12 protein-coding genes are annotated in these 15,348 nt (G+C 59.4%); all 12 read right to left on the bottom strand.

Going from position 1 to position 15,348, the window contains the following annotated elements; genetic code table 11:
- Positions 1-21: 21 nt before the first annotated feature.
- The gene (locus tag PLH32_02360; GenBank protein ID HQJ63427.1) at positions 22-744 is read right to left on the bottom strand and encodes a lysophospholipid acyltransferase family protein; all 723 of its coding nucleotides are present in this window, start codon (positions 742-744) and stop codon (positions 22-24) included.
- Complete coding sequence (locus PLH32_02355; protein HQJ63426.1) at positions 741-2,006, bottom strand: hypothetical protein; 1,266 nt, start codon at positions 2,004-2,006, stop codon at positions 741-743. Before PLH32_02355 ends, PLH32_02360 begins: the two co-directional genes overlap by 4 nt.
- Complete coding sequence (locus tag PLH32_02350) at positions 2,007-5,057, bottom strand: acyl-CoA dehydratase activase (GenBank protein HQJ63425.1); 3,051 nt, start codon at positions 5,055-5,057, stop codon at positions 2,007-2,009.
- A gap of 198 nt (positions 5,058-5,255) precedes the next feature.
- On the bottom strand, positions 5,256-6,029 hold the full coding sequence (locus PLH32_02345; protein HQJ63424.1) for a phosphate ABC transporter ATP-binding protein: 774 nt from the start codon (positions 6,027-6,029) through the stop codon (positions 5,256-5,258).
- Positions 6,026-6,790, bottom strand: a complete 765-nt coding sequence (locus PLH32_02340; protein ID HQJ63423.1) for a phosphate ABC transporter ATP-binding protein — start codon at positions 6,788-6,790, stop codon at positions 6,026-6,028. The genes PLH32_02345 and PLH32_02340 overlap by 4 nt, the downstream gene beginning before the upstream one ends.
- On the bottom strand, positions 6,784-7,617 hold the full coding sequence (pstA, locus tag PLH32_02335; protein ID HQJ63422.1) for a phosphate ABC transporter permease PstA: 834 nt from the start codon (positions 7,615-7,617) through the stop codon (positions 6,784-6,786). Before pstA ends, PLH32_02340 begins: the two co-directional genes overlap by 7 nt.
- A gap of 63 nt (positions 7,618-7,680) precedes the next feature.
- Positions 7,681-8,580, bottom strand: coding sequence for a phosphate ABC transporter permease subunit PstC (gene pstC, locus PLH32_02330; GenBank protein ID HQJ63421.1), 900 nt, complete (start codon positions 8,578-8,580; stop codon positions 7,681-7,683).
- Entirely contained in the window at positions 8,577-9,629 is a 1,053-nt protein-coding gene (locus tag PLH32_02325) for a phosphate ABC transporter substrate-binding protein (GenBank protein ID HQJ63420.1), read from the bottom strand. Before PLH32_02325 ends, pstC begins: the two co-directional genes overlap by 4 nt.
- Entirely contained in the window at positions 9,595-10,734 is a 1,140-nt protein-coding gene (gene phoU, locus PLH32_02320; GenBank protein HQJ63419.1) for a phosphate signaling complex protein PhoU, read from the bottom strand. Before phoU ends, PLH32_02325 begins: the two co-directional genes overlap by 35 nt.
- Positions 10,735-10,855: 121 nt before the next feature.
- Complete coding sequence (locus PLH32_02315; GenBank protein HQJ63418.1) at positions 10,856-12,232, bottom strand: S8 family serine peptidase; 1,377 nt, start codon at positions 12,230-12,232, stop codon at positions 10,856-10,858.
- 84 nt (positions 12,233-12,316) lie between these two features.
- On the bottom strand, positions 12,317-13,030 hold the full coding sequence (locus PLH32_02310) for an FAD-dependent oxidoreductase (protein ID HQJ63417.1): 714 nt from the start codon (positions 13,028-13,030) through the stop codon (positions 12,317-12,319).
- An 18-nt stretch (positions 13,031-13,048) separates the two neighbouring features.
- The gene (gene rnr, locus PLH32_02305) at positions 13,049-15,274 is read right to left on the bottom strand and encodes a ribonuclease R (protein ID HQJ63416.1); all 2,226 of its coding nucleotides are present in this window, start codon (positions 15,272-15,274) and stop codon (positions 13,049-13,051) included.
- Between the last annotated feature and the right edge of the window lie 74 nt (positions 15,275-15,348).

Below are 15,348 nucleotides of genomic sequence, written 5' to 3'. Positions count from 1 at the left end.
GCGTGGCGCCCGGCCGACCAGTCAGGGAAACTCGATTAAACTCTCGATGCGCTCGCGCACCAGCGCGCTCAGTTCGACCAGGCTGAGATCCTTGAATTCTGTGTAGGAGATGGGTGTACCCACTTTGATCTTGAGGGGACCCGGCCGGATCATCCAGCCCCGCCGCGGCTTGAAACGGTAGAGGCCGGAGAGCCCGATGGGGACAATATCCACTCCGGCAACCTGAGCGAGGCGGAAGGGCAGCTTTTTAAAGGCGCTCAGCCGGCCGGTGATCGTGCGGGTTCCCTCCGGCATGATGATGATCGATTTGCCGCCGCGCATCTGTTCCGCGGCCTTCTCCAGACTACTCCAGGACGCATGGATGTTCGCGCGTTCGATGGGAATGTTGCCGATGCTACGCACGAACCAGCCGATGAGGGGCCAGCTGAAATGCTCCGCCGCTTCCACCCCGCGGGCATAATTGGGGATGTATCCACCCACCAGCGGGATATCGAAAAGGCTGACGTGATTAGGCATGAAAAGATAGGTTTTTCCCGGATCGAGCTGCTCCACCCCTTCCGCCGTAACCCGGCCGCCAAAAATCCAGACGATCAACCGGAGCAGGGCTCTCCCGGGCCGGTTATAAATTCGCACAGGCAGGGTGACCGCCATGAGAATAATCAGCATCAGAGCCGGCACCGCAACCGCGAGGCCGACTACCCAAATGACCATGGATCGGAGAACCGTCAGGATATGCCCCATCATTTCGCCTCACCCTCAGCCTGCTGTTTTTTCCTATAATTGTGCGCCAACTCCATAAAGATCTCCACATCGCTTTCGAAGCTGCTCTGCAATCCGTCAAAATAGAGCACCCGAACTGGGAATTGCTCAAAATCCTGGCTCAAACGGGGATAAACCGATTCACAGATGATGCCATTCATGCAGGTGAAGGGAGAGATATCGATGACTCCATGCGCTCCCTGTCGATGATACCAGACTGTGCGGGCCGTGCTGATCACCATTTCGCCGTGGGCGCCCTCCCGCGGCAGATAGCGTCGGCTGAGGGCCAGGAGTTGATCGGTACTGTGCGGCTCGGGATAATCCCAAAAATCCTGCCGGAACGGCCTGAGCATTCGGGCCTCATCACCATGCATCACCCGCTGACGGATCCTGCACTGCAGCATGGCGCGGGAGTACCGCTTGCCCTGCTTCAGTAAACGTTTCTCCTCCTCGTCATTGGTATACCAGACCCATTCCGCCACATCCGACATCCAGACCTCGCCGCCGAATTGTTCAATAAGCCGGACGAGATGGCGGTTGGAGTAGTCGTTGAGCCGGCAAAATATCTCGCCGACGACACCGATCAACGCCCGTGATCCCCGCGGATGCAGCGGGATGGTGCGAAAGGCGTCCCGAGCTGCGGTCAAGGCGATGAGGAGCTCGTACATTCTTTTCTTATGGGAAAGGCCCGGCAGGGAAAGGGCTTGACAAACCCGGTCGAGTGCCGCGGCGAAAATGCGGTCGCTCAGACCCTTTTCCTTCTCGTAGGGCCGGGTCTTGTAGAGCATCTTGCGCAGGATATCCGAGGCGATTACGGCACGCCAGGCGGTGCGGATAAAGCTTTGCGCACCCGCGCCGATACTTTTATACCCATCGTCACTCGTGGGGGAGAAAATCAGGACCTCCTCCTGACCGCGCTCCGCGAAGATTTTAGCGGCCAGGGGCGCATAGTGGCCGAAGCGGCAAGGACCATTCGAGGTCGGCATTAAAAAAGCGGCCTTCGCCGGATCGAAATCCGGCGCTTCCGCTACCTTGAGAAAGCTGCCGAGGGTGATCGCCTCGGGCAAACACTCGTCGCCCGACAGATACTTGCGGGCAAGGTCGTTGGTATGGGCGTCGCTCTCCGGCGCAGGTCGGGCATCGATACCAATCGATTGAAAAGCCGCAGCCATGCAGCGCGCTCCCTCAACCGACATCAGCGGAATGTATAACGTCCGTCCCTGCAGCATCTTTTTACTTTCGGTCATTCAGATCAACTCCTCGACAACGGCCCGCATGGGAACGCCCGCGTGCAAAAATCCCTTGCTTTGCAGATAGGCTTCGCAGCGTGTCATCATGCCGGCGTCGTTGCCGTGTTCATCAAACTGCAGGGTGAGATAGGGTGCACCCAGGGCGGTGTGGATCCAGTGTTTGATATAGGAATCGGGGCCGCATTTGAAATTGGTGATGTAGATCGCGTGCAGATGCCCCTGAAGGCCGGCCCACACGGCCGCCTGGAGGATACGGCGGCCGTAATTCCAGAACATATTGTCATGAACCGGCGAAATATCGATCGTCTCGAAAGAGAGAAAATCCATCGGGATGACATCGATACCGTAGGTATCGCGGAGCCTACCGGCCACATTGAGATTGAGTCCCGCGTCCATAACATTGTAGGGGCGGCCGAGCAGGAGCACCGCTTCACGTTGCGCTACCGAGAGAACCCGCAGCGCTTCAATTCCGGCGGCTTTGATATTCTGGATATAGTCCGCTTGCACAGCGAAGGCGGTGGCGACGGCGCGGCGGTTGCTTGCGGCATCGGCCCCGAGTCGCCTCGCCATCTCCTCGAGTTCCAGCGCCAGCTGCGGTGCCCCCTCACGGAAATGGAGCACCGGGGAAAGGATCCGCTCCGCCCAGGGTGAGTTATGAAGGGTATTCCGGATCACCAGCGGCAGCGTCTGACCCCAGGGGCAATACCAGGAGTAGGTGGCGGGGTAGGGCGTTTCGGCATTGATGGCATTGGGCAGAAAAATATAATCCACTCCGCGCGCCATTAAATCGGCGACATGGCCATGCGCCGCAAGGATGGGAAAACAGGGTTCGGCGATGCAGTACTCACGCCCCAGAGCGACGGTCTGGCGATTGGTCGGGTCGGAGAGCACCACCTCCGCGCCCAGAGCGGCAAAGTAAGCGCGCCAGAAGGGAAAGCGGTCAAAAAAGTACATCGCGCGCGGAATGCCGATCTTGACGCCCCGGCCGTCCGGTCCGGGAACCCCGCGTAGCAGCAGATCGCGATGACATTCGAAGAGGTCTGGAATCACCGCTTTGCGGGCGGTGCGGACGCGTTTGCGATAGCGTTCGGAGCACTTGTCGCCCCAATAGCTCTTTTCGCCGTCAACCGCGACCTCCTGCATGTCACATTGATTGGAGCAGGCTTTGCATGTGAAATGACGAACGGAGAACTGAATGGCATCGGGGTCGAAGCCATGAAAGCGGCTCGCCGACGACGATCCTGCCATCCGGTCGCGCGCCAGAAGCGCTGCGCCAATCGCCCCCATAACGCCGCAGTGGGGCGGAACGATGATGGTCTTGTCGAGGGTAGCGGCGAACGCCGCGGCAACGGCCTGGTTGTAAGCGGTGCCGCCCTGGAAAAAGATCACCTCGCCGATCTTGCGGCCGCGGACAACACGGTTGAGATAGTTCTGCACGACCGAGAAAGCCAGGCCGGCGGCGATCTCCTCTTTCGCCATCCCCTGCTGCAGCAGGGCCGAAACATCTTTCTCCATGAAGACCGTGCATCGTTCGCCCATGGCAGCAGACCGGCTGGCCTGCAGCGCGAGGTCGGCAAATTCATCCACAATCGAGATGCCCAGCTTGCCCGCCTGCTCTTCGAGAAAGGAACCGGTGCCGGCCGCGCAAGCTTCATTCATGGCAAAATCAACAACTACCCCCGATTCAAGCGAAATAAATTTGGAATCCTGTCCGCCGATCTCAAAGATCGTATCGACTGGGGCCATCCCCAGCTCTGTCGCAATAAAGGCCGCGCCGGTCTTGTGGGCGGTGATCTCGTCGTTGACGGTATCGGCCCCCACCAGCTCGGCGGTGATCTCGCGGCCTGATCCGGTCGTGCCTACGCCCATCACCTCCACGCGGCTCGCCCACTTTTCCCGCCATCGCTGCAGCTCGCGTCGCACCACCTGCACCGGCTTGCCTTCGGTCCGGGTATAGACCACATCGAGGACCCGGCCGCCGCGATCCAGCAGAGCCAGGTTGGTGCTGACCGACCCGACATCGATGCCGAGATAGGCCTCAATCCTTCCCTCGTTGCCTGGAGCACTCTGCTGCTTCTCCCCGACCCTGTAAACGTTTTGCAAAGTGAGCCGTCCGCTGCGGCTCTCGCCCGCAGGGCGCTGTTCCTGCAGCCGGGAGAGCACGCCGAGATGCTCGCGCGTCAGGATTACCCCCCCATCGAACCGGGCGCACCCCAACGCAGCAGCAAAAGCGTGCAAGCCAGGCACCGAAATCTCGATCCCCAGTGCCTCTCGCAATGCTCTGACAACGCCCGGGTTGGCGGCGACGCCGCCGAGGAATATCACCGGTGTCAGCAGGGTTTTACCGCGCAAAACCGTACCCTTGTAATTGCGGACCACCGCCTCACATAAGCCCTTCAGGATCGCCGCCGGAGAATAGCCCCGCTGCTGGGCATGCACCATATCGGATTTGGCAAAAACCGAACAACGGCCGGCAATGTTCGCCGGCTTTTCTGCCGTTGCCACCAACGCTCCCACCTCGGAGACGTCAAAGCCCATGCGCGCCACCTGCTGGTCGATGAAGGAGCCCGTCCCGGCGGCGCACTCCCCGTTACGTGCATAATCGAGCAGTGCAAGGTAGCCGGTTTCCGAATCAAAGTGGACCTGCAGGTAACGCGAAGCATCCCCGCCGATTTCCAGAATAGTACGCACGTTGGGATCGCAGGCCACCGCTCCGTTGGCGATGGCTTTGAACTCATTGATCAGGGGAAGCTGCAAATTTTCGGCGAGATGCCGGGCATGAATACCGGTCAGCTGAATCCGCACCGGCCGTCCAGAAAAACCGTCTTCCAGCAGTCGGATGAAGAGTTCCCGGGCGAGTGCAAGCGGCGCACCGCAGAGCGGCTGCTGCAGTCCTAAAAGCTCCTGGCCGGCGCAGAGGCCCAGCGGCTGCAGTTCCGGCCACGATGCAAGGATCCGGGCTGCGCTCCCGGGGGGAAAGGCAAGTACCAGCTTGGCGGAGACCGATCCCAGATCCAGCCCGGCCTGTATTTCGTTTGCTGCTGACAAGGGCAATTCCCGGAGGACAGGTTAAATTTGACTTTTAAATTACTTATTTCATAGAACTGTTTCAAGTGGAATTATCACAGCGGCAGCTGGATTGACGGGGACGGAGGTGAGGATCGGAGCCGCCAGAGCGGCGCCGGGATGGGGGGGGGAAAAAACCCAATACAATATCCTGCCGGAGGTGAGCCGGCGGCACCGGCATCAGCCGAAACGGCCTTCGATATAGTCCGCTGTGCGGCTGTCAAGAGGCCGGATGAAGAGATCCTCGGTGCGGCTGTGTTCGATCAGCTCGCCGAGGAGCATGAAGGCGCATTCATGGCTGACACGCTTCGCTTGGGCCATGTTATGGGTAACGATGACGATGGTGTAGCGCCCGGCCAGCTCCAGCATCAGTTCCTCGATCTGGCGGGTGGCCTCCACATCAAGAGCGGAACAGGGCTCATCCATGAGGATGATCTCTGGTTTAAGCGGCAACAGCCTCGCGATGCAGAGCTTTTGCTGTCGATCCAGCGAGAGGCCCGTGGCGCGTATCTTCAATTTGTCTTTGAGTTCGGTCCATAAATTGACATCCATGAGAGCCTGTTCCACCGCCGCATCGAGCCGGTCGCGCTTGAGCTCACCAGGTGGTGTATGGAGGCGCAGCCCGAAGACAATGTTATCATAGATGGAGATGGGCAAAGGGTTGGGGCGTTGAAATACCATCCCGACGCTCTTGCGCAGTTCGATGAGCGAGATATCGGGATCGTAAATATTTTTGCCCAGCAGCCGGATCTCACCGGTGGTGCGGACATTGCCATACCGTTCATTGACGCGGTTGAAACAGCGCAACAGGGTGGTTTTGCCACAGCCGGAAGGTCCGATCAGGGCGGTGATCAGACCATCACGCACCTGCAAGTCGACGTTGCGCAGCGCATGAAAGCCGGCGTACCAGAGATTGAGGTTCCGGGTGGTGATGCTGAAGGCGGACTCGATCATCCAAAAATCCCGTTGACGTAATCGTAGGTCTTTTGCTGCGCCGGATTTTGTGAAAAGATAACTTCGGAGCGGTCGAGCTCGACAATCCGGCCCTCGAAGAGAAACATGGTACGATCGGAGAGCCGGCGGGCCTGTTGGGTCAGGTTGGTGACCAGGATGATGGTCATCTGCGCGCAGAGCTGCCGCAGCACCTCCTCGATGCGCATGGTGGTGACCGGATCAATGGCGATAGAGAACTCGTCGAGACAGAGGATCTCCGGCTGGTGCGAAAGGGCCCGGGCGATCGTCAGGCGTTGCTGTTGCCCGCCGGAGAGCTTGGTGCCGAGCGTATCGAGACGGTCCTTCACCTCATCCCAAAGCGCTGCCTGACGCAGACAGCGCTCGACCAGGGCATCGATTTCACTCTTGCGACGCAGGCCGCTCATACGCGGGGCGAATGCGACATTGTCATAGATGGTCATGGGCAAGCCGACTGGCAGCGGGGCGACCATGCCGATCTTGCGCCGCAGCCCGTAAAGGTTTTTTACCTCGCCCACCTCCTGCCCGTCGACTTGAACCGAACCGGTGCGGCGCACCCCCGGCGTGAGTTCGAGGGTGCGGTTGATCGTCCGCAATAGCGTCGTTTTCCCCGACTGCGCCGGGCCGATGATGGCGAAAATCTCGTTCTTGCGGATATCAAAGGAGATGCCTTTGAGGGCCTGCACCGCGCCATAGGAGACGCTCAGGTTGGAAACCGAAATTTTGAATTCTGAGCTCACCATTTCTTCCGGCTCCGCAACTTGATGCGGATCAGAATAGCCAGGGCATTGAAGAGCAGCACCACGCCGAGCAGCACCACCGCCGTTCCATAGGTCAGGGGCTCGGGGACATCGGGAACCTGGGTGGAGACGGTGAAGAGATGCATCGAGAGGGCCATGCACTGGTCGAGCAATCCGTAGGCGAAGGGATCGCCCGGGGTGATCGCCTTGAAAAAAACCACCCCTGTGAACATCACTGGTGCCGTTTCGCCGGCCGCGCGCGAAACCTGGAGAATGATGCCGGTAAGAATGCCGCTGATGGAATTGGGCAGAACGACATGACGGATGGTCTGCCACCGCGTCGCACCAACATTCCAGCACGCCTCACGGAAGGAGAGGGGGACCGCCGCGAGCGCCTCCTTGGTGCTGGCGATGATGACCGGCAGAGTCATGATCGCCAGGGTCAGGGATGCAGCGAGGATCGAGCGGCCGATGCCGGCAAACAGCACAAAGGCGCCGAGGCCAAACAGGGCATGGACGATGCTGGGTACGCCGGCGAGATTGACGACGGCTAGATTGACGGCTCGAGTCATCCAGCTGTTGCCGGCATATTCATTGAGATAGACCGCAGCAAAGACCCCCACCGGCATGGCAATCAGCAGCGACAGCAGAACCAGGTAAATAGTGCCGAGCAAGGGGGCCCAGATGCCGCCGGCGCGCATGCCGTGGATCGGATTCTCGAGGAGAAAATCGAGGGAGAGGACCGGCGCCGCTTTGTAAAAAAGGTAGAACACGATCAAGATGAGGGGCAGAACGATGAGAAGGGTCATCGTCAGCAGCAGGTACTTCATCGCCGCCTCCTGCCTCGCTTTTTTGCGGGTATAATCCGTTGCTTCGAACATGGCTTTTTTCGGTTACGGCTCTTTCCGGATGCCGCGCACGATCAGATCCGCGGTGATATTGATGACAAAGGTGATGGTGAAAAGCAGGATGCCAATAATGAAAAGCACCTGGTAGTGATCGGAATGGACCGGGGCCTCGCCCAGTTCCGCGGCGATGGTTGCGGTCAGGGTCCTGACCGGTTCGAGAACGCTGTGGGGAATGCGGATGGAGTGGCCCGTGGCCATCAGGACCGCCATCGTTTCGCCGACTGCACGGCCGACCCCCAGCAGCACCGCCGCCAGCAGCCCATTGCGTGCCGCCGGCAGCAGCACCCGGAAAATCATCTGCCAGCGGGTGCAGCCGAGAGCCAGCGAGGCCTCGCGATACGAGTCGGGCACCGCCTTGAGCGCATCCTCGCCGATCGAAACGATGATCGGCACGCTCATCAGCGCCAGGATGATCGCCCCATTGAGCATATTCAGCCCCAGCGGCGCATTAAAAAGGCGAACCAGCATGGAGTTCATGATGGTAAGACCGATAAATCCCCATACCACCGAAGGAATCGCGGCGAGCAGCTCGATGACGATTTTGAGGGTCTCCTTAAGGCGCGGCGGGCAGAATTCAGAAAGAAAGATGGCTGCGCCTATGCCGAAGGGAACCGCAATGACCATCGCCAACAGGGAGACGCTGAAGGTGCCGACGATCAGCGCAAGGGCACCATAACGCACATGGGTGCGCGAGGTGGGGTACCACTCGATGCTGGTGAAAAATTCCCCTGCCTTGAAACCGCGAAAGAGATAGTCAGCCCCCTCACGGAAGACAAAAATAAAGATACCAAAAACAAAAAGCACCGCGCTGACGCCGCACAACCAGATGAAGCGTTCAATCACCCATTCCTTCAGGGATTCAAGCGCCTGACGTTGCGGTTTCATGGCTTCGGCGGCTCCTTCGTCTCCGCGGCCGGCCGTGCTGAAAGCGAAACATAGCCCGATTGCACGACCAAGCTCTGCCCTTCGGGCGAGTGGATCCAGTCCAAATAGGCCTTGACCGCCCCCTGCGGTACTCCCAGGGTATACATGAAGAGAGGACGCGCGATGGGGTAGACCCCCTTCTGTGTATTCTGGACGGTCGGAGCATAGGCTGTCATGCCGTTTTTCCTGGCAATCTGCAGCATGCGCACTTTATCATTCGCATACCCCATGCCGCTGTAGCCGATGGCCCCGGGCGTTCTGGCGACCAACTCCACGACATCCTTGGATCCGTGCATATCGATCGTCCCGAGCCTGAAATCGCGGGTTTTACCGAGCACCGCCTCGCGGAAATACTCATAGGTCCCCGAATTGGATTGGCGGCTGACGACGATGATCTCGTCACGGCCCTTGTCGGGCATCACCACGCCGAGATCGCTCCAGCGCGTGAAGCGGCCCTTTTCGCCATAGATCTCGGCCAGTTGCTCAAGGCTGATTTCACGCAGTGGATTCTCCAGGTTTACAAAGATGGCAAGAGCATCAAAGCCGACCAGATTTTCAACCGGATCCTTGCCCGTATTCTGCACGGCTTCCTGCTTCTCGGTCGCGGTCATTTGGCGGCTGCAATTGGCGATATCAGCTGTGCCGTTGATGAGGGAGGCGATGCCGGTACCCGAACCACCGCCGGAAACCTCCACCGAGACTCCCGGGTCGATCGCGCCATAGGACTCTGCCCAGGCCTGGGCAAGGTTGACCATGGTATCGGACCCTGTATTCTGAATGACCATCCTATCGCTCTTGCCGGCCGTGCCGGGCTGGCGGCCTCGCAGACAACCGGAGAGCATCGGGGCCAGCAGGAGCCCAGCCAGGAGGAGTCGCAGGGGGGTCGTGGAGGTAATGGCGCGCCGCCACGCGCCCCTGCAAGCATACCAGCGCGGCCGACGCGGTGCAACCTGCTGCCCACTTTTTCGACTGAGGTCACGCACGCGCAGGTTGGCCTGGATGGAATTCATCGTGTCCGATAATCGCCTGAACCAGATCGTGCACCTGCCGGCTGATCCGGCCAAACGCCTCCTCATAGCGGGCTAGCAGGTCCGCATCGGACCCGGCGGCGGGATCCAGTTCAGGAATCGACCACTCAAAGACAACGCAATTGGCAAGGTAGGAGGGAATCCGCCGGTGCACATCGGGGTTCAAGGCTACAATGACGTCCACCGGCAGGGTGTCGAGAAATTGCGCTAGATCCTTGGGCTGGTATCCTTCCATAGAGATATTTTTGCCGGCCATGAAAGCGCGGAGTTGCGGCCGGATTTCACGGGCAGGAGTCAATCCAGCGCTCGAAAAGGCCAAATGCTGCTCCGCTTGCGCCCTACCGACGGCCTCAGCCATCTGGCTCAACAGGTCATTCGCTTCATCGACGAAAAGAATGCGAAAGATTTCGGCGGGCCGGTGTTTGATCGATTCGCCGGTGGACATGTAAATGATCTCTTCGCAAATATTCTTGGCCTGATCGGTGGTCCGTTCGAGGCGCCGGGCGACCGTCATTAGCGGCGCCAGGGCTTCTATAGCCAGCTCGCCCTGCTCCTCGGCCTCAATGAGCTGCGTGTTGATCCGGTTGCGCATCTCATCGGCGATATCCTCCTGGATCATCAGCTGCCGCGCCCATTCGACATCATGGGTCAGGAAGGCCTGAACGCCATCGTGGAACATGGCAATGGCGATATCGGACAAGGCAATAAAATCGTCCAAGGGAGGTAGCGGCTTGATGTTCATGATCGTCAAGACCTGGCGGGCAATGCTCTCTGCATAATCGCCGATCCTTTCCAACTCGCGGATGATCTTGATCGTGGCAAAGACGAAACGCAGATGGCTGGCGACCGGTTGCTGCCGCACGATGAACTCAAGGCAAAGGCGGTCCAGCTCGGTCTCAAGACTGTCGACGAAACGGTCGCGCAGAATGACCGTATAAGCCAGCTGCTGGTCCCGGGTTTGCAGGGCGGTTATAGCATTGCGCAAACCACCCTCTGCAAGGATCGCCATCTCCAGGGTTTTCTTCTGCAGAAGCTCCATATCCTGCCGCAGGGATTTTTCGTAATGCGATTCGTTGTACAGGGTCACTGTGCGATCCTTTGATGAGGGCAATACCGCTGCCGGTATATCCCGGCACTGGCATACGGCTTTGCGGTTTATAAATTAGCCTTAGTTGATTAGAATTTCAAGTTAAGTTTTTATTAAGTTCTTATGGCAAGCCCGCCAAGGCCTTCTGCAGGTTCAGCCGTCCCGCCGTAACCGTCAGTCCGCTGAACGCGCTGAGGGGATCGACGCTGCTCAACAGCCGTTGCTTGAGCTGCAGATCGGTGAGGGAGAAATTCCGGGCGAGCAGCAAGGCGGCTGCGCCCGAAACAAAGGGCGCGGCCATGGAAGTCCCCGAAAAGACGGCATACCCTCCGGGGACTGTGGAATAAATATCCTTGCCGGGCGCGGCCAGGTCCACAGAGGCCGGACCGTAATTGGAGCCGGGGACGGCCGCCACAGCATTGGAGCAGGCGAAGCCGCAGTCATTGGTATTGTCGTCGTTATCATCGCCCCACAGCGCCCGCTGGTCGCCCTGGTCGCTCGCCGCTACCGAAACCACATTGTCGATCTGCAGGCAGGCCGGATATTCGGGTGTTGTATCGGTGTTGACGCCATCATTGCCCGCCGCGGCGACAAAGAGCGCGTTATGATCATGGGCGAGTTGGACAGCCTCCTCGAGAAAGGTGGATTTGTCGGCGCCCCCCCAGCTGTTGTTAAAGACCCGCACGCCCATGCGCACGCCGTATTCGATCGCTTCAATGGCATCGCCCACATTGCCATTGCCGGACGCATCGAGAAAACGGAGGGGCAGCAGCCGGACCTGCCAGCAGACGCCGGAGACGCCGACACCGTTGTTGCCGGCGGCGCCAACGATCCCCGCCACATGTGTGCCGTGGCCATTCTCATCATAAGGGTCATTGGTATCGGTATAAAAATTATAGCCTTTCCAGTCATCAATATAACCGTTGCCGTCATCATCGATCTTGTTTCCGGTGGTGGGATCATCTGGATTGCTCCAGGGGTCTTCGCCCGGATTGGTATACAGGTTTGCACGCAGGTCTGGGTGGCGATAATCGATGCCGCTGTCGACGATCCCGACGATAATCGATGTCGATCCGGTTGCGGTTTCCCAGGCATCGGGCGCATCGATATCGGCATCCGCCAGGCCCCCGCTCTGGCCGGTATTGTGCAGACCCCATTGTTTGCTGAACGAGGGATCATTCGGCGTGCCAAAGGCACTAACCCGGTAGTTGGGTTCAGCCAGCTCGACCTGATCCAGCGCCCGCAGGCGGCCAAGCGCCTCCTCAACGCTGATGGTGCCGATCAAGCGCAGCCGGTACATGCGCAGTACTGGTACAACCGCGACCGCGCGCGCCTGCACCGTTGCCGCCAGGCTGGAGACCGCCTGGGTAGTGACTGCTGGTTTGAAACGCACCAATAGTTCATCGGTTAGATAGCCGGGATCCTGGGGGGAACGTAGGGCGGCGCTGAGAGCCATAAAGAAAATGAACAAAGCAATCAAATAGAGGAGACGCCTCATGGGGACCTCCCGAAGTGGATTAGGATATGGTTTTAATAGAGGCTGAAAAGCGGTCAGCAGGAGGAGTGGCGGCGCCGTGGTCGCTTAATAGCCATAGAGCGATTCGGAACGGATCTGCCCGGCATCGAGACCCCGTGCGGTCAATTGCCCGGTGAGCGCGCCCACGAAGGCTGGCGGGCCGCAGAGAAAAAAGACCGTCTCTGCGAATTGCGGCAGAGCGTCGGCAATCCAATCCGCGCGGATGAAGCCCCGTTCGCCCGGCCAGGGATCGTCCGGAGTCAGATTGGTCATGGTGGGCAGATAGGTAAAATTCTCCTCGCGCACGGCCAGGGTGGTGAAAAGATCGTGATAGGCGGTGTTTTCGGGCGCGGCATTGCTGTAAAAAAGGGTGATCGGGTTGATCATCCCCGTGTGCACAGCGTGAAGGAGCATGCTGCGGAACGGAGTGATACCGATGCCGCCGGCCAGATAGGCGGTTGATGGAATCGACGCGTCGTAGAGGAACTGGCCGTTCGGCCCCAGAAATTCGAAGAGCGCCCCCGGTTCCAGTTCCAGCAGCGTCCGTTTGTAGCCGCTCTCGCTGACGCGGGTGGCGAAGAGCAGCCGGGGCTCGTGCGGCGCCGACGCGATGGTGAAAGTCCGCCGCGGTCCCTTCGGGTCCGGATAATGCAATTCCGGCACCTTTAGGTTCATATTCTGTCCGGCGAGGTGAACCAGACCTCCGGGACGTTTGAAACTCAACTCGATGGTGCCACGGGCGATTTCCCGCACGCCGTCCAGTTCCAGGGTTCTGCTCATATCACCTCGCCCGGCAGTTTATTTCTTGTGTGTTTTCCGCTGTTTTTTTTGCGGACGGATAAAGGTCTGCTTTTTTTCCCTCTGCTTTTTTCCCCCCAACTTTCCGACTTCCCTGGCAACTAAAACAAAGTCAACCAACCTTTCATTCCGGCCCACGCGCGAGATCCGGACGCGCACTTTGTCGCCAAGGGCATAGACCTTTCCGGCGTGTTGTCCGATCAGACGGTATCCCGAGGGCTCGCGCAGGTAATAGTCATCGGCGAGATCGGCAATATGAACCAGACCATCGATGAGCATCTCCGGCAGGGTGACAAAGAGGCCGAAGGGCACAATGCGGCTGATAAAACCCTCATGTTCTTCGCCGAGGTGGCCTTCCATATACTCGATCTGCTTGAGTTTGATCGAAGCGCGCTCAGCCTCGGCCGCCCGTACCTCGTTCTCACTCGCTGCCCGGCATTGTTCGTCGAGCCGGCTGGTCAGCGGCGCGATATCGCCAGGGTTTGCACCGGCGGTATAAGCCTTGAGCAGACGATGCACCAGGAGGTCCGGATAGCGGCGGATTGGCGAGGTGAAGTGAGTATAATGACTGTAGGCCAGGCCGAAATGGCCGAGGTTTTCCGTGCTGTAACGGGCTTTCATCATGGTGCGCAACATCGCATCCTGAAGCACCACCGCAGCCGGATGGCGGCGGATGACGCCGCCCAGTTTTTGAAAAAAATGGGGAGTGATACGCTTGGGGGCGGACTGGATGATGCCGAAATTGGCAAGGAGCTGTAAAAGATCCGCAACATCGTCGCGGTCCGGCTTTTCATGGATGCGATAGACAAAAGGCGGCGCTTCGTCCCCCTCCGCTGCCGTCTCGAGTCCAACATGCCGCGCGACGGTTTCATTGGCCAGCAGCATGAACTCTTCGATGAGGCGGTGGCTTTGGAGGCGCTCGCGGCGCCGCAGCTCGACCGGACGGCCGCGCTCATCCAAAACGACCTGCACCTCCTGGCTCTCGAAATCGATGCTGCCGCGCCTTTCGCGGTGGCGAATCAGGGCTGTGGCCAATTCCCACATCCGGCGCAGCTGCAGCGAAATCGCGTCCGTCCCCGCTCCATCGATCAGCCCTTGTGCCTCTTCATAGGTAAGCCGCCGGCTGCTGCGGATAACGCTTTCATGGAAGGAGTGGCCGACCAGGCTGCCCGTCGGCGAGAGTTCCATCAGTACCGTGTAGCAAAGCTTGTCTTCACCCTGGACGAGGCTGCAGAGGTTGTTGGAGAGATGTTCCGGCAACATCGGAATCACCCGATCCACCAGATAGACCGAAGTTCCGCGGCTCTCCGCCTCCCAATCGATGGCCCCTTCAGGAGCGACATAGTGGCTGACGTCCGCGATGTGGACGCCCAGCTCCAGGTGGCCATTCGCGAGCGTGCGCAGCGACACGGCATCATCAAAATCCTTGGCATCAGCCGGATCAATGGTAAAGATCAGCCACTCACGGCAGTCGAGCCGGCGGCGATACTCCGTGGGCGGGATCCCCTTGCCGAGTCCTTGCGCCTCACGCTCCACGGCTTCGGGAAAATTGGGATCGAGGCTGAAGCCGTGCACGATGGAGAGGATATCCACGCCTGGGTCGTCTGGATAGCCGAGCACCCGGGTGATATGCCCTTCCGGATTCTGCTGGGGCGAAGGCCAGCGGTCGATGACCACCACCACCTTCTGTCCCTCCTCGGCCCCGGACTCCTCCGGCTCAGGCAGGATGATATCGGTCTGGATCTTGATATCGTCAGGGACCACATAGGCATACTTGCGCCCCCAGCGGAAGGTGCCCACAATGCGGTCGCGGCCGCGGTCGAGGATTTCGACCACCTCTCCTTCGGGGCGCTCCCCCTTTCGAGTCGCGAACAGCCGGACGCGCACCTGGTCGCGGTGCAGGGCGGAGGCCATCTTCTTTGCCCCGATAAAGACATCCTCGCCGCCGTCATCGCGGGTCACAAAACCGTAGCCCTGCGAGTTGACCCGTAAAAGCCCGGTGACCATCGGCGAAAGGGTGGCTGAGGCATAACGATTCTTCTGCAGCTTGACCAAAGCCCCTTCTTGCACCAACCGGCGTAGGGTCTTGCGCAGTTCGAGATACCCCTCCCGGGACAGATCCAGTTCCCGCGCCAGTTCGGCGGCCTTGAATCTTTTCTTCGGGGCACGCTCCAGCAACGCCAGAACCTCGACGCCTAAATCCCGCTCTTTTGCTGATTTTGCCATGTTCAGCCTCTCTTCCCGGCCTTGCAAATGATGTTGGCCCAAAACAGGACGGCCCGAATCTCCTTCGGGCCGTT

The organism is bacterium (genome assembly GCA_035419245.1).
Classification (GTDB): domain Bacteria; phylum Zhuqueibacterota; class Zhuqueibacteria; order Residuimicrobiales; family Residuimicrobiaceae; genus JAKPUX01.
This window is presented reverse-complemented; position numbering and strand designations above follow the sequence as displayed.